Source organism: Aeromonas sp. ZOR0001, from assembly GCF_000801015.1.
GTDB classification, from domain to species: Bacteria; Pseudomonadota; Gammaproteobacteria; order Enterobacterales; family Aeromonadaceae; genus Aeromonas; species Aeromonas veronii.
This window is the reverse complement of record NZ_JRJY01000170.1, coordinates 1-20,508: the sequence shown is the minus strand read 5'-3', so window position 1 is coordinate 20,508 and position 20,508 is coordinate 1. Positions and strand designations below refer to the sequence as shown.

At 58.4% G+C, this 20,508-nt stretch carries 26 protein-coding genes; 19 read left to right on the top strand and 7 right to left on the bottom strand.

What is annotated here, in order from left to right:
- The first annotated feature begins 18 nt into the window (after nt 1-18).
- The 3 genes from ppnP to L972_RS20300 all read left to right on the top strand — a co-directional run bounded on the left by ppnP (nt 19) and on the right by L972_RS20300 (nt 3,488).
- Nucleotides 19-303, top strand: coding sequence for a pyrimidine/purine nucleoside phosphorylase (gene ppnP, locus L972_RS20310; protein WP_047440673.1), 285 nt, complete (start codon nt 19-21; stop codon nt 301-303).
- Between the two features lie 153 nt (nt 304-456).
- Nucleotides 457-1,842 carry an L-serine ammonia-lyase gene (locus L972_RS20305; protein ID WP_042080845.1) on the top strand — a complete coding sequence of 462 codons (1,386 nt, stop codon included), beginning with the start codon at nt 457-459 and terminating at the stop codon, nt 1,840-1,842.
- A 275-nt stretch (nt 1,843-2,117) separates the two neighbouring features.
- A complete protein-coding gene (locus L972_RS20300) occupies nt 2,118-3,488 on the top strand; it encodes an L-serine ammonia-lyase (RefSeq protein ID WP_005336844.1) in 1,371 nt (456 codons plus the stop codon).
- 789 nt (nt 3,489-4,277) lie between these two features.
- Here the strand turns inward: L972_RS20300 and L972_RS21690 are convergent.
- On the bottom strand, nt 4,278-4,556 hold the full coding sequence (locus L972_RS21690) for a YcgL domain-containing protein (protein WP_047440670.1): 279 nt from the start codon (nt 4,554-4,556) through the stop codon (nt 4,278-4,280).
- Nucleotides 4,557-4,663: 107 nt separating this feature from the next.
- On the opposite strand from L972_RS21690, the gene minC reads away from it, so the two are divergent.
- The 5 genes from minC to mtgA all read left to right on the top strand — a co-directional run bounded on the left by minC (nt 4,664) and on the right by mtgA (nt 7,783).
- Nucleotides 4,664-5,383 carry a septum site-determining protein MinC gene (minC, locus tag L972_RS20290; protein WP_047440668.1) on the top strand — a complete coding sequence of 240 codons (720 nt, stop codon included), beginning with the start codon at nt 4,664-4,666 and terminating at the stop codon, nt 5,381-5,383.
- 18 nt (nt 5,384-5,401) lie between these two features.
- Nucleotides 5,402-6,214: a septum site-determining protein MinD gene (minD, locus tag L972_RS20285; RefSeq protein ID WP_005336847.1), complete on the top strand. Its 813-nt coding sequence runs from the start codon at nt 5,402-5,404 to the stop codon at nt 6,212-6,214.
- Between the two features lie 2 nt (nt 6,215-6,216).
- The gene (gene minE / locus L972_RS20280; protein WP_005336848.1) at nt 6,217-6,483 is read left to right on the top strand and encodes a cell division topological specificity factor MinE; all 267 of its coding nucleotides are present in this window, start codon (nt 6,217-6,219) and stop codon (nt 6,481-6,483) included.
- Between the two features lie 197 nt (nt 6,484-6,680).
- A complete protein-coding gene (locus L972_RS20275; protein WP_005352317.1) occupies nt 6,681-7,007 on the top strand; it encodes an HI1450 family dsDNA-mimic protein in 327 nt (108 codons plus the stop codon).
- The gene (gene mtgA / locus L972_RS20270; RefSeq protein WP_047440666.1) at nt 6,992-7,783 is read left to right on the top strand and encodes a monofunctional biosynthetic peptidoglycan transglycosylase; all 792 of its coding nucleotides are present in this window, start codon (nt 6,992-6,994) and stop codon (nt 7,781-7,783) included. The genes L972_RS20275 and mtgA overlap by 16 nt, the downstream gene beginning before the upstream one ends.
- Before the next feature lie 3 nt (nt 7,784-7,786).
- On the opposite strand, the gene L972_RS22190 is transcribed toward mtgA, so the two are convergent.
- Nucleotides 7,787-7,915, bottom strand: coding sequence for a hypothetical protein (locus L972_RS22190; RefSeq protein WP_265347365.1), 129 nt, complete (start codon nt 7,913-7,915; stop codon nt 7,787-7,789).
- Nucleotides 7,916-8,062: 147 nt separating this feature from the next.
- On the opposite strand from L972_RS22190, the gene L972_RS20265 reads away from it, so the two are divergent.
- Entirely contained in the window at nt 8,063-8,386 is a 324-nt protein-coding gene (locus L972_RS20265; protein WP_005336851.1) for an HI1450 family dsDNA-mimic protein, read from the top strand.
- A 55-nt stretch (nt 8,387-8,441) separates the two neighbouring features.
- Here the strand turns inward: L972_RS20265 and L972_RS20260 are convergent, their stop codons facing one another.
- Together L972_RS20260 and L972_RS20255 are read right to left on the bottom strand one after the other, a co-directional pair.
- Nucleotides 8,442-8,753, bottom strand: a complete 312-nt coding sequence (locus L972_RS20260) for a DUF1289 domain-containing protein (RefSeq protein ID WP_005360950.1) — start codon at nt 8,751-8,753, stop codon at nt 8,442-8,444.
- Between the two features lies 1 nt (nt 8,754).
- Nucleotides 8,755-9,615 (bottom strand): CvfB family protein, encoded by an 861-nt coding sequence (locus tag L972_RS20255; RefSeq protein WP_005336853.1) that lies wholly within the window; start codon nt 9,613-9,615, stop codon nt 8,755-8,757.
- Nucleotides 9,616-9,846: 231 nt separating this feature from the next.
- On the opposite strand from L972_RS20255, the gene L972_RS20250 reads away from it, so the two are divergent.
- The 4 genes from L972_RS20250 (at nt 9,847) to L972_RS20235 (ending at nt 12,231) form a co-directional block, all read left to right on the top strand.
- Nucleotides 9,847-11,061, top strand: a complete 1,215-nt coding sequence (locus L972_RS20250; RefSeq protein WP_047440664.1) for a UPF0149 family protein — start codon at nt 9,847-9,849, stop codon at nt 11,059-11,061.
- 170 nt (nt 11,062-11,231) lie between these two features.
- Entirely contained in the window at nt 11,232-11,696 is a 465-nt protein-coding gene (locus tag L972_RS20245; RefSeq protein WP_005336856.1) for a MarR family winged helix-turn-helix transcriptional regulator, read from the top strand.
- A 2-nt stretch (nt 11,697-11,698) separates the two neighbouring features.
- On the top strand, nt 11,699-11,887 hold the full coding sequence (locus L972_RS20240; protein WP_019445848.1) for a DUF4250 domain-containing protein: 189 nt from the start codon (nt 11,699-11,701) through the stop codon (nt 11,885-11,887).
- 164 nt (nt 11,888-12,051) lie between these two features.
- Nucleotides 12,052-12,231, top strand: coding sequence for a hypothetical protein (locus L972_RS20235; RefSeq protein WP_047440662.1), 180 nt, complete (start codon nt 12,052-12,054; stop codon nt 12,229-12,231).
- Nucleotides 12,232-12,414: 183 nt separating this feature from the next.
- Here L972_RS20235 and L972_RS20230 read toward each other — a convergent pair whose 3' ends face one another.
- Nucleotides 12,415-13,002: an FMN-dependent NADH-azoreductase gene (locus L972_RS20230; protein ID WP_047440660.1), complete on the bottom strand. Its 588-nt coding sequence runs from the start codon at nt 13,000-13,002 to the stop codon at nt 12,415-12,417.
- 226 nt (nt 13,003-13,228) lie between these two features.
- Here L972_RS20230 and L972_RS20225 point away from each other — a divergent pair, with 226 nt between their 5' ends.
- The 4 genes from L972_RS20225 to L972_RS20210 all read left to right on the top strand — a co-directional run bounded on the left by L972_RS20225 (nt 13,229) and on the right by L972_RS20210 (nt 16,644).
- A complete protein-coding gene (locus tag L972_RS20225) occupies nt 13,229-14,119 on the top strand; it encodes a DMT family transporter (RefSeq protein WP_047440658.1) in 891 nt (296 codons plus the stop codon).
- A gap of 85 nt (nt 14,120-14,204) precedes the next feature.
- The gene (purT, locus tag L972_RS20220; protein WP_047440656.1) at nt 14,205-15,383 is read left to right on the top strand and encodes a formate-dependent phosphoribosylglycinamide formyltransferase; all 1,179 of its coding nucleotides are present in this window, start codon (nt 14,205-14,207) and stop codon (nt 15,381-15,383) included.
- A gap of 126 nt (nt 15,384-15,509) precedes the next feature.
- Nucleotides 15,510-16,169 (top strand): hexitol phosphatase HxpB, encoded by a 660-nt coding sequence (hxpB, locus tag L972_RS20215; RefSeq protein WP_047440653.1) that lies wholly within the window; start codon nt 15,510-15,512, stop codon nt 16,167-16,169.
- A gap of 271 nt (nt 16,170-16,440) precedes the next feature.
- Nucleotides 16,441-16,644 (top strand): CPXCG motif-containing cysteine-rich protein, encoded by a 204-nt coding sequence (locus tag L972_RS20210; RefSeq protein ID WP_047440651.1) that lies wholly within the window; start codon nt 16,441-16,443, stop codon nt 16,642-16,644.
- 174 nt (nt 16,645-16,818) lie between these two features.
- On the opposite strand, the gene L972_RS20205 is transcribed toward L972_RS20210, so the two are convergent.
- The gene (locus L972_RS20205) at nt 16,819-17,436 is read right to left on the bottom strand and encodes a riboflavin synthase (RefSeq protein WP_047440649.1); all 618 of its coding nucleotides are present in this window, start codon (nt 17,434-17,436) and stop codon (nt 16,819-16,821) included.
- A 102-nt stretch (nt 17,437-17,538) separates the two neighbouring features.
- Nucleotides 17,539-18,441, bottom strand: coding sequence for a DMT family transporter (locus L972_RS20200; protein ID WP_047440647.1), 903 nt, complete (start codon nt 18,439-18,441; stop codon nt 17,539-17,541).
- Nucleotides 18,442-18,571: 130 nt separating this feature from the next.
- On the opposite strand from L972_RS20200, the gene L972_RS20195 reads away from it, so the two are divergent.
- Together L972_RS20195 and L972_RS20190 are read left to right on the top strand one after the other, a co-directional pair.
- Nucleotides 18,572-18,778 (top strand): YaeP family protein, encoded by a 207-nt coding sequence (locus L972_RS20195; protein WP_005336882.1) that lies wholly within the window; start codon nt 18,572-18,574, stop codon nt 18,776-18,778.
- A gap of 149 nt (nt 18,779-18,927) precedes the next feature.
- Complete coding sequence (locus L972_RS20190; RefSeq protein ID WP_047440645.1) at nt 18,928-20,307, top strand: MATE family efflux transporter; 1,380 nt, start codon at nt 18,928-18,930, stop codon at nt 20,305-20,307.
- Nucleotides 20,308-20,508: the final 201 nt, after the last annotated feature.

Below are 20,508 nucleotides of genomic sequence, written 5' to 3'. Positions count from 1 at the left end.
ACACACAGGGATGTAAAGATGCTGAAAGTTAACGAGTATTTCGACGGAAATGTAAAATCCATCAGTTTCGAACAAAAAGGCGAGAAATCAACCATCGGGGTGATGAACGCCGGTGACTACCTGTTCAACACCGCCGCCCCCGAACGGATGACAGTGATCAAGGGCGCCCTCACCATCCAGCTGGCTGATGAAGATGAGTGGCACACCTACAGCCAGGGTGAATCCTTCCTGGTGGCCGGTCACTCCTCCTTCAAACTGGAAGTGAAAACCCCCACTGCCTATCTGTGCGAATTTCTCGACTGATCAGGCCGGTTGAAGGGGATCCGCCCCTTCAACCTTCTTGGTTCCCCCCAGCCCCATTATCTGTGTCCATGTCACAGCACCGCACATCCCCGCTTTCCATCCACGGCAAAAATCCTAGAATAAACAGACATAAACCATCACCGGATTGATGTCATGATCAGTGTGTTTGACCTGTTTTCCATCGGAATTGGCCCCTCCTCTTCCCATACCGTTGGCCCCATGCGTGCCTCTTATGCCTTCGTCCAGCAGCTCAAGCTGCAAGGCCATCTGCCACTGGTCACGCGGGTCGAAGTGGAGTGTTACGGCTCGCTGGGCCAGACCGGCAAAGGGCACGGTACCGGCAAGGCAATCATTCTGGGGTTATCGGGCTTTGAACCGGAATCGGTCGATATCGATGCGATTCCCGCCATTCTGGCTCGAGTGGAAAAGGAGCAGAACCTGCAGCTGGCAGGCGAGCAACCAAGCCATTTTCCCCGCACCGGTGCCATCATCTTCAACCGCCGCAAAACCCTGCCGGCCCACACCAATGGCATGACTCTGCGGGCCTTTGATAAAGAGGAAAACCTGCGCTTCAGCCAGACCTACTACTCCATCGGGGGCGGCTTCATCATTGAAGAGAGCCACTTTGCTACGGCCAAAGAAGAGGCTGCCAAGTCTGATGCCGAGCACCCAGTCCCCTACCCGTTTGACAGCGGCGCCCAACTGCTGGCCCACTGTCAGGAGAGCGGCCTCTCCATCTCGGGACTTATCCTCGCCAATGAGCGGGTATTTCGCAGCGATGAGCAGATAAAAGCGGGGCTGCGCAAGATCTGGCAGGCGATGCAGGGCTGCGTCGAGCGAGGCTGCAAAAGCGAAGGGGTGCTGCCGGGCGGCCTCAAGGTTCGGCGCCGCGCCCCGGGGCTGTTCCGCCAGCTAAGCTGCGAGACCAACTTCAACAAGGATCCGCTGATGGTGATGGAGTGGGTCGACTTGTTTGCGCTGGCCGTCAATGAAGAGAACGCCGCCGGTGGCCGGGTGGTCACCGCCCCCACCAATGGCGCTGCGGGCATCATCCCCGCCGTGCTGCACTACTACGATCGCTTCGTGCACAAGGTGGATGACGAGACGCTGATCCGCTACTTCCTCACCGCGGCTGCCATCGGCATCTTATATAAGAAGAACGCCTCCCTCTCCGGGGCCGAAGTGGGCTGTCAGGGGGAAGTGGGAGTCGCCTGTTCCATGGCGGCTGGCGCACTGACCGAACTGCTGGGTGGCAGCCCGGCCATGGTGGAGAACGCCGCCGAAATAGGCATGGAGCACAATCTCGGCCTCACCTGCGATCCCATCGGCGGACTGGTGCAGGTGCCCTGCATCGAGCGCAACGCCATGGGGGCGGTCAAGGCGATCAATGCCGCCCGCCTCGCCCTGCGCGGCACCGGTGAGCACAAGGTGTCGCTGGACAAGGTGATCAAGACCATGTGGGAGACCGGCAACGACATGAAGACCAAATACAAGGAGACGGCCCGTGGCGGCCTCGCCGTTAACATTACCGAATGTTAAAAAACGGCAAATGACTCCATTTGGTTCCGAAATGCCCGGCATCGCCGGGTATTTTTATGGGCAAACGCTTAACAAAATGGATAAGCACAAAAATAAATTTTATACTCGCGCCTCAGATTCAACAAAAATAGATCTATTTCAACTTTTTTTAGGTCTGGAGCCGTTACACTACGGTTATCTGGTTCTGTGACCTGCGCTGACAAGCGCGTTCCATGGATCTCCCAAATTTCTGTGAGTGGGCATGCCGCCCCCTTCTACCCTGAGGTAATAGTGACATGATCAGCGTTTTTGATATCTTCAAAATCGGTGTAGGCCCCTCTTCTTCCCACACTGTTGGCCCGATGAAAGCGGCCAAACAGTTTGTTGACGAGCTGCGCGCGGGCGGCAAGATCCGCGATGTAACCCGGATCAATGTCGATGTTTACGGCTCCCTCTCCTGGACTGGCAAAGGCCACCATACCGACACTGCCATCATCATGGGCCTGGCTGGCAACCTGCCGGAAAATGTCGATATCGATGCCATCCCCGAGTTTATCTCCCGTGTTGAGCAGACCGAGCGCCTGCCGATCGGCCTGCACTGCCACACTGTCAGCTTCCCGCGCGACGCCATGGTATTCCACGACGAAGCCCTGCCACTGCACGAAAACGGCATGAAGCTGACTGCCCTGATCGAAGATGAAGTGGTTTACAGCAAGACCTACTACTCCATCGGTGGCGGTTTCATCGTTGACGAAGAGAACTTCGGCAAGGCTGACAGCGGCGACATGTCCGTACGCTATCCGTTCAAGAGCGCCGCCGAGCTGGTTGCCCATTGCAGCCAGACCGGTCTCTCCATCTCTGCCCTGATGATGGAAAACGAGAAGTGCTTCAACACTCCGGAAGAGATCTACAAGAAGTTCGGCAAGATCTGGAACACCATGCGCGAAGGTATCGAGCGTGGCTGCCGTACCGAAGGCGTGCTCTCCGGCCCGCTGCGCGTACCACGTCGTGCCGCACCGCTCTACCGTCAGCTCAACACCAACGAGAACCTATCGAGCGACCCGATGAACATCGTTGACTGGGTCAACATGTTCGCTCTGGCCGTGAGTGAAGAGAACGCAGCCGGTGGCCGCGTGGTCACCGCCCCGACCAACGGCGCTGCCGGTATCATCCCGGCCGTACTGGCCTACTACGACAAGTTCATCCAGCCGGTTGGCCGCGACGAGTACACCCGCTTCTATCTGGCTGCCGGTGCCGTCGGCATCCTCTACAAGATGAACGCCTCCATCTCCGGCGCCGAAGTAGGCTGTCAGGGTGAAGTGGGAGTCTCCTGCTCCATGGCCGCTGCCGGTCTGACCGAGCTGATGGGCGGTAGCCCGGAGCACGTCTGCGAAGCTGCCGAAATCGGTATGGAGCACAATCTGGGTCTGACCTGTGATCCGGTTGCCGGTCAGGTACAGGTGCCTTGCATCGAGCGTAACGCCATCGCAGCCATGAAGGCAGTCAACGCCTCCCGTATGGCCCTGCGTCGTACCTCCAAGCCGCGCGTCTCTCTGGACAAGGTGATCGAGACCATGTACATCACCGGCAAGGACATGGACTCCAAGTACCGTGAAACCTCCCGTGGCGGTCTGGCCATCAAGGTGATGCAGGTTGCCTGCGAATAAATAAGGGTTACGACCCTCATCTGAACAAAGGCGGGATATCCCGCCTTTTTTATTGCCCGAATGGGATGCCAGGCACTTATACCGGCATACCGACCATTTCACTGTAGGGCGTCGCTGATATACCCTGCTACGCCACCGCAATGCGGATTGCATTGTCTGCATACCTCTCTAATTACATACCTTGATTAACTCTTCTCAATGCATTGAGAGGGACATTACGCCCCTACATGAAACCTGTACCTGCTATCTTGCCCCGGTCACGATTCCACAACTAATTGATATCAAGATGGCCCCTCAGCTCAATATCCTCCCCTTTGGGCATACCCTTGTCTGGCAAAATGCGGTTACCGCTCCCCCTGCGGATATCACGCCGCCACATTGATTTCCACCTATGTGGCACTTTCGTGATCAGGTCAAACAATCAAGCACACAAACAGGGGGTTAGCTCATCATTTTGGCCACAGCACATCGCGCAGTGGAGACAAAAAAAGCGCCCAAGGAAGAGGCTGAAAATAATCGATGAATGGGCCAATAGCCGTTGGAATGGAGGATATGAGTGCGCGCTACTCGCTATTTTTGTGAGCGCCAGCAAAGGTTGACGATATGGTGTTGGGAGCAGATTGACTTTCTATTTAAACAGCGAAAAGTGAATATCACCAAAGGGAGGGTTTAATTTGGCCAAATCCTGTCACGGGATTATCGCAGGCCACCTCACCGGGGCCGGAATGCGTCATGCAGAGTCACAAAGAATTAGCCCCGCTCAGCAGAACACACCACGGGGCTGGATATTCAGGATGGTTTTTTCAGGCTGGCCTTGTGCTGATCCAGCAGGTTTTCGGGAGGCGGCGGCACCTGCAGGTAGAACCCCTGGTTGGTCAGCGCGGCCATCACCTTGCCGACATCAGCCAGCCCCAAGGGCTTGGCCGGATCCAGCTTGGTCATCAGCACCAGCTCGGGACGCCCGAATGCGCTCAGCAGTGGCTCGGGAACACGGGAGAAATCCTCTCTTTTTTCAACAAAAAGGTAGGTCTCGGCTTTTTTGCGACTTTTATAGACTGCACACAACATGGAAATTGATATAATCCGACGAGTTTATTGCCTCTGATGGGGGCAAACTATAACATCAGGAATTGAATAACAATAACGGATTAGCATCTCTGCCTCGGGGAAGATTCATGGTTGAGCGCGATAACGAATTGAAAGGGACCACCTTCACTATTTCTGTGTTGCATATCAGCGATGGCGAGCCTGAGCGGATACGTCAGTTGTTGGCAGAAAAAGTGGCCCAGGCACCCTACTTTTTTAATTGTGCGCCGCTGGTGATCAATGTTTCCCGACTGGAACATATTCCCGATTTCGAACAGCTCAAGGAGCTGGTGGAGTCCGAAGAGTTTGTGCTGGTCGGCATCACGGGGGCGCGCAGTGAAGAGATGAAGACAGCCGCCAAGGCGGTGGGACTGGCGGTGATGGCCTCGGGCAAGAGTCGCAAGAGCGAACCGGAACCCGAGCCTGCCCCCGCGCCAGCCGCCCCTGAGGTGGTTCCCGAGCCCGAACCTGCCCCCTTGATCTCGAGCAAGGTACATGTGGGACCGGTTCGTTCCGGCCAGCAAATTTACGCCGCCGGCACCTCGCTGGTGGTGCTGGGGTCCGTCAGTCCGGGAGCTGAAGTGCTCGCCGACGACAGCATTCATATTTATGGCACCCTGCGTGGCAGAGCCATTGCCGGTGCCCGGGGCAATACCCAGGCCCGGATCTATTGCCAGCAATTACAGGCCGAGCTGCTCTCCATCGCGGGCACATTCCAGCTGAGCGATGCATTGCCGGCAGGCCTGATCCAGCAACCGGTACACGTCCGGCTGGACAACGAACAACTCCGAATAGACCGTATCAAATAGAGTTACAAGGAAGCGAGAATGGCGCGAATCATAGTCGTTACATCGGGTAAAGGTGGCGTTGGCAAGACCACAACCAGTGCGGCCCTGAGCACCGGCTTAGCCCAGCGTGGTCACAAGACAGTGGTCATTGACTTTGACATCGGTCTGAGAAACCTGGATCTCATCATGGGCTGCGAGCGGCGCGTGGTGTATGACTTCGTCAACGTCATCAATGGGGAAGCAAACCTCAATCAGGCGCTGATCAAGGACAAACGCTCGGAAAATCTGTTTATCCTGCCCGCCTCCCAGACCCGGGACAAAGATGCCCTCACCCGTGAGGGGGTCGAGAAGATCCTGGATCAACTGGCGGAGATGAAGTTCGATTACATCGTCTGCGACTCCCCGGCGGGGATCGAGGCGGGTGCGCTGATGGCGCTCTATTTTGCCGATGAAGCGATCGTCACCACCAACCCGGAAGTCTCTTCCGTGCGTGACTCCGACCGCATCCTTGGCATCCTGGCCTCCAAGTCCCGTCGCGCCGAGCGTGGCGAAGACCCCATCAAGGAGCACCTGCTTCTGACCCGCTACTGCCCGACCCGCGTCAACCGCGGCGACATGCTGAGCGTGCAGGATGTGCAGGAGATCCTGGCCATCCCACTGCTCGGGGTGATCCCGGAGTCCCAGGCGGTGCTGCGCGCCTCCAACTCCGGCGAACCGGTCATTCTGGACAAGGAGTCCGATGCCGGTCAGGCCTACGAAGATGCGGTGTCCCGCCTGCTGGGCGATGCCAAGGAATTTCGTTTTCTGGAAGAAGAGAAGAAGGGCTTCTTTAGCCGACTGTTCGGGAGTTAAACATGTCATTATTGGATTATTTTCGTTCCAACAAGAAACAGAACACCGCACAACTGGCCAAAGAGCGGTTGCAGATCATTGTTGCTCACGAGCGTTCATCCAGAGGGGGGCCGGATTACCTGCCCCAGCTCAAGCAGGACATCCTCGATGTGATCCGCAAATACGTCAACATTGATCCGGAGAAGATAACCGTCCAACTGGATCAGAAGAGTGATGAGCTGTCGGTACTGGAGCTCAACATCACCTTCGCCGATGACAAGAAGGGATGAGCTGACGCCCTATGCGTGACCCCTTCCCCCAATGAAGACCGGATCCTGTCACTGGATCCGGTTTTTTATTGGCACAAAAACAGGCCACAGCGGCTCGCCTCATCTCGCCAAGGGGTCTGCCGACCGCTAGAATAGCGCCGCCCCGCAGGCTGTGATCTGCGATGGCACCTTCTTCTCTTTTCTGGAACAGACCGCTTATGTCTATGAATGACGAAATGCACAGCGTCGAGGAACTGCTCGATACCGCCCTCGAACTCTTTATGGAGCTGGCCTCTGACAACCTGCCGGAGCAGGAGATCGCCCGCTTCAATCAGGAGTTCAACGATCGCGGCCTGCTGGCCGAAACCGATCCGGCCGATGACTGGGAAGCGGACGTGGGTTTTGCGGTGAGCGACACCGACTATGCCGAGATCTGGGTCGGCCTTGGCAATGAAGAACAAGAGTATGAGCACCTGTTTGCCCGCATGCTGCTCTCCCGCCGTGTTGACGAGAAGTTCTGCCACATCGAATGGCTGCCCCAATAATTCCGGATCCCGATGATCCCAGCCACTATCAGTGGGAGTCTAACCCTGACGCCGTGGCCCCCGTGCGCGCATCTGCATCGTTTGGGCGCCGGGTGTTGAGGTGGGCAGGCAAGATCGCGCTGGCCGGGCTGCTCTGCTCGGTCGGCTCGGTCGCCTTGCTGCGTTTTATTGATCCGCCGATGTGGAGCTGGCGTATCGAGCGGGCCCTCTTTCCGCCCGCCAAGATCACCCAGGTGCGCCATCAATGGGTAGATCTGGAGTCCATCTCCAAGGAGCTGCAACTGGCGGTGATTGCCGCCGAGGATCAGCGCTTTGCCGATCACAACGGCTTTGACATGGATGCCATCAACGCCGCGCTCAAGCACAACCAGCACAGCGAACGGGTGCGCGGTGCCAGCACCCTCAGCCAGCAGACCGCCAAGAACCTCTTTATGTGGAGTGATCGCAGCTTCTTGCGCAAGGGGCTGGAGGCCTGGTTTACCCTGCTGATGGAGCTGGGTTGGGACAAGGCCCGTATTCTCGAGGTCTATCTCAATATCGTGGAGTTCGGCCCCGGCATCTATGGCGCCGAAGCCGCGGCCCGCACCTACTTTGGCAAACCGGCCAGCCGCTTGACCCGCTACGAGTCATCCCTGCTGGCCGCCGCCCTGCCCAATCCGTGGCGTTATCGGGTCAAGCCCCCGTCACCCTATGTGCAGAAGCGCTCGGTCTGGATCCGCCGCCAGATGGGGCAACTGGGCCAGATCACCCTCAATCGGGTGCATCAGGCAGACTGATCCTCAGGGCTCATCGGGTTTCTCCGGTGGGCCCAGATGGCCGCCCACCGTCCCGCGGTGAAGCGGCAGATAGTGCCACCACCAGGCCTCGCGCCGTCGCTTGATCTGTTGCCGCCGTCCCCGCTGCTTCATCCCCTTACTCCCTGCCAGATGATCCGCGCCTTAACCATACTCCCCCAACGGCAACTTGGACAGGTCAGGCACGCCCGGCGCACTGGTCTGGCCGCCACAGCCAATAATTGTTACAGTAGCGAACCTCGATGTATCTGGAGTGATTTCATGGAACAGCGTACCCCGGATCAGCTGGTCGAATGGGCCTATGATCAGTTTCTTGAGCAGGCCGCCGATATGCTGGCCCCCGAACAAATAGTCGACATCACCCTGGAGTTTGAGCAGCGTGGCGCCGTGGAGGCGACGCTGCCCAATGCCGACTGGTCGACCGAGCTGGGTGAGCCGGTCGATATGGAGCGCTGGGTCGAAGTGTGGGTCGGTTTGCTGGATCATCAGGATGAGTTTGAGGTGATCTTTGCCACCTTCCTGCTGCCCCGCCTGCTGACCGAAGATCAAGTGCATGTGCGCTGGCATCGCCAGCAGCAGGCATAAAAAAGGCGCCATCGGCGCCTTTCTTGTTTCTATTTTCACTTAATTCAGTTCTCTGCTAATCCTGCGCCGCGATAGCCTTGGCCAGACAGCGGCGGCACCAGCAAGCGCTGGCCTCCTGCATCGGCAGTACCGGCAACTGACTGCACCAGCACTGCGCAATGGTCTGACCGGCAGAGACGGCGCAATAGGCCGGTTCACCACAACCCGGGCAGCGGTGGGTGCTTTTCGAGCCATTCAGCTCGGCCATCACCGCCAGCTGGGCCTTGCTATCCATCGCCGACCAGTGGCCGATCTCGGTCAGGGTGCGGCCACAACCAAGGCAAAGCCCATCTTTCGCCTTGCAGAGGCCAACACAGGGGCTCGGCATCTTATTCGCTATCCACTGCCGAGTCGGTCTCTGTGGCCACCAGAGTGATGGCGTTATCTTCGATGACAATCTTGCCCTGCTTGTAGAGGCCGCCGATCGCCTTCTTGAAGGTGCCCTTGCTCATGCTGAACAGCTTGTAGATGAGCTCGGGTTCGCTCTTGTCACCCACCGCCAGACTGCCGCCCTGCTTTTTCATCCGGCTCAGAATGCGTTCACCAGCGTCATCAACCCGCGCCAGACCCGGCTTTTGCAGGGTCAGATCGAGCTTGCCATCTTCGCGCACCTGCTTGACCCAGGCGGTTTGCGGCCGACCGGTCATCACCCGGCCAAACACCTCGTTCTTGAACAGCATGCCGGGATACTGACCGTTGACGATCACCTTGATGCCAAGGGGCGAGTGCTCACCCGGCAGCGCGGTCACTTCGTCACCAACCTTGAAGTTGCTGCCGGCCGGGGTCAGGAAACGCTCGATGCGGCTGGTGCCGACCATACGCCCTTCGTTATCCAGTTGCAGACGCACCAGATAAACGTGGCCCACCTGCATCGGCTTGTTCTGCTCACGGCTGGGCACAAACAGATCCTTTTTCATGCCCCAGTCGAGGAAGGCACCAATCTTGTTGGCATTGACCACTTTCAGACCAGCAAATTCGTCCACCATGGCAAATGGCTTGTCGGTGGTGATCACCGGTTCGCAATCGGCATCCAGATAGAGGAAGACCTGCACGCTATCCCCCTCTTTCACCCCTTCCGGCAGTTGACGCTTGGGCAGCAGCAGTTCACCGTACTCATCGGCCGCAAGCCAGGCGCCACGGTCTTCGAGTTCAACAACGGTGAGGGTGTTCATCTTGCCAATCTGTATCATGGTGCTCTCTTTTTTCATTACCCGGATGGGCCAACTGAACATGGCCCCTATGGGCGCGCATGTTACCTCAAGAGCGGTGATCCGGCCTAGTCCCCAAGCCACCACTGGCCGCTCTTTCGCCCTTATCTTATCCGCCAATGGTGATTAAATCGCCAAACAGGAGGCCATTTGCTGCAAATAACCCCACTTTTAGGTAGACTTCGCGGCTGTTCAAATCCAGAGGAACTGTCGATGAACCCATCCACTCGTACCCGCCATCTTAATCAATGGATCCAGAGCCACAGCGATCAGGACATGACCTACCCGGCCCTGCACGGTTTTCTCTGTGCTCGTCTGGTGGGGCCGGAAAGCCCTGACTGGCAACACCCGCTGGCTGGTCTGCTGGAACAGGATGCCGAGTTGGATGAAAAAAGCGCAGAAGCCCTCAACCACCTGATCGCCGAGCTGGAATCCCAGGCCGACGACGCCCAGCTGGCCCTGCCGAGCCAATGCCGCCTGCCCAGCGATAACCCCGATCAGGTGTTCGAACAGAGCCACCCACTCGGTCAATGGTGTTATGGCTTCAGCATGGGTTTTGCCACCTGGCCCAAGCCGAAGGATTTGAACGACCCGACCACCCAGTACCGCTTCAGTCTGGCCGCCGAGCTGAGCCTGTTTCGCGACAAGCAGATGGCCCAGATGCTCTATAGCGCAGCCGCCAGCGAACTCCCCTTTGTCGAGTTCTGCAAACGCCAGCGCCAGAACATGAAAACCGCCCTCAACCAGCTGCTCAACCTCGACCAGTATCAGGCCGCCCCCAGCGCTGATGTGGCCCTCAATGGCGAGCAGGCCCAACAGTGGCAGACCTGGTTCGAGCTGGCCGACAGCTGCCGCGATCATCAGGCCCGCCTCGGCTGGTTCGAGAAGATCATCGCCGATGCCACTCCGCTCTTTGACGACGCCTTCTGGCAGCAAATCGCCGGTCACGGCTGGAGTGCCCCCGAGCTGCGTCCTCTGCTGGCCGCCAGAGCCGGCCTCGCCGACTGCCTGCTACGCCTTGGCAAGCTGGGCGAGGCCAAAGCGGAGTATCTGGCGCTGCTGACAATCTGCGTGGCCGATGAGCTGGGTTGCCGCTACAACCTCTCCACCCTCTATGCACTGCAAGGGGATTGGCAGGCGTTGGCCGCCCTGCTGGTGCGCTTCGATGAAGCCTCCAGCTGGTTGCTCTATAACAAGGCGCTGATGGTCTTTGCCACCGAGGGTGCCGAGGCAGCCAAGCCCCATCTGCTAGTCGCCATCGAGGCCAACCCGCACATTCCGGCCTGCCTGCTGGGTCAGCGCAAGCTGCCCAAACAGGAGCCACAAAGCTGGCAAGCGGGCAGCCGAGACGAGGCCGCGCTCTACGCCATCCACACTCGCGAGGCCTGGCTCAAGCAGAACGCCCTCATCTGGTTGCGTAAAGGCTGAACAGCGTTGGCTTAAAATCCCGTCGGTCAGACCCGGTTTTTCCTTGAGGGCGTGCGCCACCGCACATTTCATCGCAACCGGGTCAGACAAATCAGCTTGAGTTTCGTATCATCAATGTCAAAGTATCAAAAGAAACTGCATCTGATGCAGCCGTCACAGCAGGGTGTAATATGTCAAAAATCATAGCGTTACTCGCTCACTACCCGCCCTATCAGTTGGTACATGCCGCCGAGATGCTACGGGATACCTTCGAACAGTTTTATGAACAGCGTTATCAGCTGACCGTGCCGCAATGGCGCCTGATGATGGTGCTCGGCCCCAACTACCCCATCAGCCAGAAAGAGCTGGTCGAGGCGAGCGGCATGGACAAGGTGCGCATCTCCCGCGAGATCCGCCGTCTGGTCGAAAAAGGGATCATCTTTACCGAGAGCAGCGAGCAGGACAAACGCATCAGCCTGGTCTCCCTCACCAATGCCGGGCTCGCCCTCTTCCTGCAGCTCAAGAGTGAAGCTGGCAGCTGGCAACACACCCTGACCGACTATCTGCCGAGCGAATCCCGCGAGGCGATCCGCCAGCATCTGCACAGCGTCAGCGCCGCCATTGAGCAGCTGCAATCACTGGATCGGGAGAAATAATCATGGATTTGAAAAAGTTCGCCACCATGGACATCAACATGCTGCTGAGCGTCGTCAATATGCAGCTGCGTGATCGCTATGACGATCTGGATGATCTCTGCAAGGCGCAGGAGATCGATCAGGCTGCACTGGAAGCGCGGCTCGCCAGCGGCGATTTTCACTACCAGCCAGCGCAGAAACAGTTCAGATAAAGAAGAGCTAGCGGGAGCGGGATCACAGCGCCAGTGATGGCGCTGGCTCTGCGGTAAAAACCTGATATGGTCTGAAGAGCCCCAACAGGGTGATGCACGGATACATCACCCTGTCACAAGAGGGCATTAAAATCGTTTCAGGTGAGCAAACCAAGGATGACCCCATGATATTGATGACCCGACAGAGCCTGTTGATCACGCTCTGTACCCTGTTGATGATCAGCCTCTTCACGCCCCACTTGCCGCAAAGTACCGAACAGTGGCTGACCACCCTCTTGCTTGGCCTGCTGGTCACGGTGGCATTGCTGCTGGTGCGTGGTTGTCGCCGCTTTATGATTGAGTAGTGACTCCGCCAGAGCGTCCATACCGACCGCTTGCCGCGATACTCTCTGTAGCAGCAACGTCTGTCGCAATCACACCAAGCCAAAAAACAAACGCAGCCTGATGGCTGCGTTCTTGTATCTGGCGGGGCAACCCCTTGAAGAGATAACCCCTGACGGGATAGATAGCCCTTATAGAGAGAGCCCTTAGATAGCCAGAGCCTCAAGCTGCGCTTTGGCCGCTTCCATCCCCTTGCTCTGGGCATCCGGACCCATACCCATCCCCTCGGCGTAGATGAAATCCACCTCTTTGATACCGATGAAACCGAGCACGGTACGCATGTAGGGAGTGACCAGATCGGTGGCACTGCCAACGTGCATGCCGCCACGGGGGCTGATCACCAGCGCACGGGTATTTTCAACCATACCGACCGGACCGGTCTCGGTATAGCGGAAGGTGACGCCAGCACGAGCCACCAGATCGATCCAGTTTTTCAGCTGGGTCAGGATGTTGAAGTTGTACATGGGGGCCGCAATCACCACCAAGTCGCTCGCTTTGAGTTCGGCGATCAGCTCGTCAGACTGGGCGATCACCGCCAGTTGACGTTCATTGAGGTTGTCACCACCGCGCAGGCCGGAGGCCAGCTCGCCATCCAGCACCGGCAGATTGAGTGCTGCCAGATCACGCACGGTGACGACATCATCCTGATGGTCAGCCAGGAAGCCGTCGATCAGGGCGTTGGATTGGGAATATTGACCCAGGATGCTGGATTTGAGTACGAGGATATTGGCCATGGTGAAACTCCATTTGGTTGTCGGTTGAACAGCGTTGCTGTCGATGGAGGTCACTCTAAACATTGTGCTTATTTGCTGATAGCGAAAATAGATGCTCAACTTGTTCAAATTTTTTGATGCAAGGCCACTTCCTCGCCAGCCAGCCTTGCGGCCGCGCTTCAACCCTTGGCAGAACAAACGATTGCCGTTATGATCCGCCGCACTTTTTTCCAGCGACCCGGATCCCATGATACCCTCGCGCAGGCACTCTCCTTTGGCCGGTGCAGTCTGGATGATGGTGGCAGGACTCTGCTTCGCCGCCGTCAACAGCCTGAGCCAGTATGTCAGCTTCAAGCTTGGCCTCCCATCGACTCAGGTCGCTTTCCATCAATACCTGATCGCCCTGATCTGCCTGCTGCCCTGGCTGGTCCGCCACGGCCTGCGCCAATCCCTGATGACCAATCAGTTCCGGTTGCACCTGTTGCGGGTATTGCTGGCGGTGATCGGCATCCAGCTCTGGCTCTGGGCACTGGCGTACCCCGTCCCCATCTGGCAGGGGATCGCCCTGCTGATGACCTCGCCGCTGTTTGCCACTCTGGGCTCCGCCCTGCTACTCAAGGAGCAGGTGAGCCGCGCCCGTATTCTAGCCACCTTGGCGGGCTTTGCCGGCGCCATGCTGATCCTCGCCCCCTGGACTGACGAATTCAACTGGGCCTCCCTGCTGCCGGTGGCAGCGGCGCTGTTCTGGGCCGGCTACTCCCTGATGGTGCGCTATCAGGCAGCAAACGAATCATCCCACACCATAGTGGTCTACCTGCTTATTTTCAGTACCCCGTTCAACGTCATGCTGGCCCTGCCGGAGTGGCAGTGGCCAAGCGAGAGCCAGTGGCTGCTGGTAGCCGCTTCCGGCGTGCTGACGGCGCTGGCCCAGATGTCCATCGCTCGCGCTTACAGCGTGGCGGAGGCCTCCTTCGTACAACCTTTCGATTTTGCCAAGCTGCCGATGAACGTGCTGGCGGGCTGGCTGGTATTTGGCTGGGCGCCCCCCGGCCGTCTGTGGCTTGGCGCCGCTATCATCATTGGCGCCATTACCTTGCTGACCCATCTGGAGCAGCGCACTCACAAACCCGTTTCCTGAGGTACGCCATGCGTGCCTCTTTTTTTGTCCGCTATTTGTGTAATAGCGATCATCAACAATGACCATCGACATCAGGAGAGATCGTATGTTTGGAACCGCAACCCGCCCCGGCGCCACCCGTGCCCTGCTGCTGGGCTCCGGCGAACTTGGCAAGGAGGTCGCCATCGAGTTGCAACGGTTCGGGATCGAAGTGATCGCCGCCGACCGCTACCCCAATGCCCCCGCCATGCAGGTGGCCCACGCAGCCCACGTGCTGGACATGCTCGATGGCAACGCCCTGCGTGCCCTGGTTGCCGAGGTTAAACCCTGCCTCATCATCCCCGAGATTGAAGCGATTGCCACCGATACCCTTGCTGCCCTTGAGCAAGAAGGGGTCAAGGTAGTGCCCAACGCCCGCGCTACCCAGCTCACCATGAACCGGGAAGGGATCCGCCGCCTCGCCGCCGAGACCTTAGGTCTGCCCACCTCACCCTACCGTTTTGCCCAAAGCAAAGAGGAGTTTGTCGCCGCAGTCGAGGCTATCGGCCTTCCCTGCGTGGTGAAACCTGTGATGAGCTCGTCCGGCAAGGGGCAGAGTGTACTGCGCGATCTCGCCAAGCTCGATGAGAGCTGGACCTACGCCCAGGAAGGCGGCCGCGCCGGTCGTGGCAAGGTGATCGTCGAGGGCTTCGTTCCCTTCGAGTACGAGATCACCCTGCTCACGGTACGCGCCGTCGATGGCATTCACTTCTGCGATCCTATCGGCCACCGTCAGGAAGATGGCGACTACCGCGAATCCTGGCAGCCGCAGGTGATGAGCGAGCTGGCGCTGGCCCGATCCAAAGAGGTAGCGGCCAAGGTGGTCGAGGCCCTCGGCGGTTACGGCCTGTTCGGAGTCGAACTCTTCATCAAGGGGGATGAGGTGTGGTTCAGCGAGGTATCGCCGCGTCCCCACGATACCGGCATGGTGACCCTGATCTCGCAAGATCTCTCCGAGTTCGCCCTGCACGTGCGCGCCATTCTGGGGCTGCCGGTCGGCACCATCACCCAGTACGGGCCGAGCGCCTCTGCCGTGGTACTGCGCGAAGGGCACAGCCAGAATATCCGCTATCAGGGGATTGGTGAGGCATTGGCGCTGGTGCCGGGTGCCCAGCTGCGGCTGTTTGGCAAGCCTGAGATCGCCGGTCGCCGCCGTCTTGGCGTGGCGCTGGCCCGCACAGCTGATTGCCAGGATGCGGTGGAAAAAGCCAAAGCCGTGGCCGCCAAGGTCGAAGTACTGTTCTAAGGGCTTTTTGGCCACAGCAAAACAAACGTTTGCTGATGTGATCGGGCGCAAGGGGCATGGCAATGCCCCTTTTGCATTTCCCCGTCAGGCTTATAATCCCCTCTTCAAATTTGTCAGGAGTACAAGATGTTAGCTGCCGTGATCTTCGATATGGATGGTGTTCTGATCGACTCGGAACCCTTTTGGCAACGGGCCCAAATCGCCGTTTTCTCCGAACTGGGTCACCCCCACACCGTCGAGGATTGTGAGTCGACCATCGGCGTGCGCATCGATCAGCTGGTTGCCCACTGGTATCGCCTGCGCCCGTGGAGCGGCCCAACTCAGGAAGAGGTGGTACAGCGCATTCTGGATCGGGTCAACGCCCTGATCCTTTCCGAAGGTCAGGCCAAAGCCGGTGTGCTGGAAGCACTCGACCTTATCGAGGCCCGCGGGCTGAAAGTGGGTCTGGCTACCTCCTCCCCCTTTGCGATGGTAGAAGCGGTGCTCGGCAAACTCGGCATTCGCGATCGCTTTATGGCGGTGCACTCCGCTGAGGTGGAGCGTTTCGGCAAACCACACCCGGATGTCTATATCCACGCTGCCGAAAAGCTGGGGGTAGAGCCGGTTCATTGTCTGGCCATCGAAGACAGCTTCACCGGCCTGCTGGCGGCCAAGGCGGCCTCCATGACTGCGCTGATCGTGCCGGACCCCGCTTTAGTGGGTGACCCCCGTCTGGCCATCGCCAACTACCAGCTAAGCTCGCTGGCCGAGCTGAATGCCGACATGTTGGCCAGCTGGGTCAAGTAGCGCCTATCGGTGCCTTGTTGCGCTCGCATTCTCATACCCGCGGGGGGCTCCTGCCCCCTGTGATTGCCAAACAACCGTTGGCAATTCCCCTCTTTTCACCCGTCAATCACAACCGGATTGTGCTTATCGCACACGACCAGTCCAGCCGGTTGCACCTTGCCATCCCTCAGGCTTGATCTCTGTCATAAACGTGCGTTTGCTCGCGGTTAACCCCCTGCAGCCCGACTAGAATCAGGGTAGATAGGCGGCCTCAGGGCCCGAGGAGGTTATCATGATCGAGTACACCAGCAAGCGCATCGTCTGCCCCCACTGCGGTCACCATACCCGGGTCGAGCTGGATGCCAGCCAGGGTGATCAGGAGTTTTACGAAGATTGCATGGCCTGTTGCAATCCGATCCACCTGCGGCTTCACCGCGACGAAGCCCACGACTGTTTGCAGTTGTTTGTGGATGCAGACGACGAGCAACTGTTTTGATTACGAGTCACAAAAGGCCGAACAGCTGTTTTGCCTGCAAGTCGCAAAGAGCTGAGCAGATGTTGTGACTGCGAGTCATAAAAAGTTGAGTAGATATTTTCACCATGTACATAACAAGGGCCTGCACACTGCAGGCCCTTGCTTATGAGGCTATTAACACCGAGCCGTTTCCTTTCAGTGACCCGCGCGCGCCGCCAGTACCCGCTCCACCGTATCGACGATGGCCTGGGTCTGGGGATCGATCTCGATATTGGTCGGCCAGCCCGCCTTGACCCAACCCAGGTTGGTGCGGGCCAGGGTCTCGGGGATCAGGTGGACGCAAAACTCCCGCTCGCGCACCTCACCTATGGTCAGACTGATGCCGTCGATGCCGATGTATCCCTTGGTCAGCACATATTTCATCAGCTCGGGAGCAAGGCGATACCACACCTGACGGTTGTTGGGTGTGTCGATCACCGAGGTAACCTCTGCCATGCCGATGATATGGCCAGACATGGCATGACCGCCGATCTCGTCACCAAAGCGGGCGGCCCGCTCCACATTGACCTTGTCCCCCACCTGCAGCTTGCCGAGGTTGGTGAGACGCAGGGTCTCCTGCATCAGATCGAAGCTGACCAGCTCACCCTCTACCCGGGTAACGGTCAAGCAGCAGCCGTTGTGGGCGACCGAAGCGCCGAGGGCCAGCCCTTCCCCCCACTCCCGGCTGGGCATGCGGATCACGTGGGTACGAAATGAAGCACTCTCTTCGATGGCGACCAGCTCGGCCACACCTTGCACAATTCCGGTAAACATCATCACCTCTTTGTTTCTGGTAACACGCTCTGTTTTTTATCGCGGCCTGTGGCCGCTTCTTTTACATAATCCGTTTTTACACTATTCGTTTCGTACAAACTGTCACACCTGCTCCGCCGCCTCAGACCGCGCCAGCACACAAGCCCGGCGCTGGGAATAGATGACCACTATGCCAGCCAGTACGATAAGCAGACACCCCGCCATACTACTGAGGGTCGGCATTTCACCAAACATCAGATAGCCGCAGAGGGTAGAAAAAAAGATCTGGAAATAGAAGAAGGGCGCCAGCGTAGAGGCCTGCGCATACTGCATCGCCTTGATAAGGCAATATTGGGAGAGCAGGGTCACCACCGGTAGCGCCAGCAGATAGGGCCAGTCGGCAAGCCCAGGGAAGCGCCACAGTGCAGGCTGCCAGCAGAGTGCGACCATTGCCACCATCCCCAGCATGAAGCAGGTGACGATTAGGATATCGAGGGTGGTCAAACGTGGATCCACCAGCTTGGTGATGAGGTTGTAGCCGGTGTTGGCCAGTACAATGACCAGTGGCAGCAGATAGTAGAGGTTTGCGTCGCCCCCGTCAGGATGGGTCACCACCAGCACGCCAAACAACCCCAACAGCACGGCCGCCACCTTGGCCCGGGTCAGACGCTCCCTGAAAAAGATCACGCCCGCCACCACGAAGGCCAGCGAACCGAGCTGGCAAATGATGGTGTAGACGTTGAGCGGTACATGGGCCAGCGCAATCACCGAGACCAGCGCACAGACCAGAAACAGCAGCGAGCGCAACAATAGCCAGCGACCCACCGCCAGCAGCGCCGACATGGTGCGCCTTGGCAACAACAGCAGCAGACCGAGGAAAGGAACAAAGAAGCGAAACCAGACCATCTCCATCACGGAGTAGCCATGGAGTACCAGATATTTGTCCGCGCCATCCTTAAGCGTCAGGGCGAGAAGTGCAAACAGCGTCAGAAAGATCGCCAGTGAGTTGCGCGAAGAGAGCAGCATCAAAGAGGCCGAAACAGGAAAAGGGGGTAATCAAACTAACGGGCTTGCCGCAAATTACAACCGCGAGACTGACAAAATGGGAGCAAAACCGCTATATTTGCTCGCCTTTTTACTTTCAAGGAAGCAAATCATGATGGTTTATGAGTGCTGTGAAGCGATCCGTATCGCCTATAACCAGATTGGCTCCGGCGAGCAGGGCTATGTGCCAAACGCCATCGCCGCTACTATTCGCGCCCTCAACGCGGTCGCCGCCGATGAGCGAGTACCCGCCGAACTGCGCGAACAGGCTGCCTATGCTGCCGCCAACCTGCTGATCAGCGATCACGAAGACGCCTGATCCTGCCCCTTGGGGTGGCAACTATTTCGTCCTGGCTGAATTTCAGGCTAGAATGCCTCCCCCACCCTTTGCACTTTCGTCCGAAAGTGCAAAGGCTCTTCCCGATTTCCGCTCTTTTTTACTCTTATCTGATCCACTCGGAGGTGTCAGTGCAACGTTATTGGTCCGAGGCGAAGCAGCTCGTCCGTCTAGCCAGCCCCATTCTGGTCGCCCAGGTGGCCCAGGTCGCCATGAACTTCGTCGATACCGTGATGGCGGGTCAGGTGAGTGCGGTCGATCTGGCTGCCGTGTCGGTGGCGTCCAGCTTCTGGCTACCGGTGATCCTGCTGGTGCAGGGGATCATCATGGCGCTCACCCCCATCGTCTCCCAGCTCAATGGCGCCCGTAAACGGGAGGCAATTCGCCCGGCCGTTCATCAGGGTTTCTGGCTGGCACTGATCGTCACCCCGCTGGCGATGATCGCGCTTTATTACAGCCCGCTGGCGTTGCAGTTCATGGATGTGGAGCCGGTGATGGCGGCCAAGACCACTGGTTATCTGCACGCCATCCTGTGGGGTCTGCCCGCGTTCGTGCTGTTCCAGGTGCTGCGCAACTTCAGTGAGGGGCTCTCCCACACCATGCCTACCATGGTGATCGGCTTTGTCGGGCTGGCGGTCAATATTCCCGCCAACTACATCTTCATTCACGGCCACTTCGGCATGCCGAAACTGGGCGGGGTGGGTTGTGGCGTGGCCACGGCCATCGTGCTGTGGGCCATGCTGCTGGCGATGATCCTCTATGTGAAGCTCTCCCGTCACTTCACCGAGATCCGCCTCTTCTCCCAGCTGGCTCGCCCCAACGGCAGCCGGATCTGGCGCTTGTTTCGCTTGGGCTTCCCCATCGCCATGGCGATCTTCTGCGAGGTGACCCTGTTTACCGTGGTGGCCCTGATGCTGGCCCCCTTCGGTGCCGAGACGGTGGCGAGCCACCAGATTGCCCTCAACTTCTCCAGCCTGGTCTTTATGCTACCCCTCTCCATCGGGGTGGGTGTCACCATCCGGGTCGGTCACAGTATCGGTGAAGGGCAGCCCCATCACGCCCGGGTGGCTGCTCGCACCGGCTTGATGCTGGGGATGGCCATCGCCGCTGCCACTGCCGCCATGACGGTGCTGCTGCGCGAGCAGATCGCCTCCATCTATACCGATGATCAGCAGGTGATCGTCCTGGCGGCCATCTTGCTGTTCTTCGCCGCCATCTATCAAATCTCGGACTCTGTGCAGGTGGTCGCGGCCGCCGCACTGCGCGGTTACAAGGATACCCAGGCGATCTTCTACGTCACCATCGTCGCTTACTGGGGACTGGGGCTGCCCACCGGCATGATCCTGGGTCTGACCGACTGGCTGGTGCCGCGGATGGGGCCGCAGGGCTTCTGGATCGGCTTTATCGTCGGCCTCACCAGTGCAGCCCTGATGCTGGGGGCGAGATTGCGCTACATCTACGGCCGTTTTGCCACTCCGGAAGCCTGTACTACCCTGTCACGGGCCCAGTAACAAGGCTTGGCAAGCGACAACTCGCCTGCAAAATCAACAGGCTGCGCAAGAACTGGGCAAACAGTCTCCTTTGTGCATATGGCCTGTTGACAGCCTTGGGGGGCATGGGTAGTATGCCGACCACGTCAGCAGCGCTGGCGTAGTGAAGTGATAGAAAGTGGGTTTATAGCTCAGTTGGTTAGAGCACTACCTTGACATGGT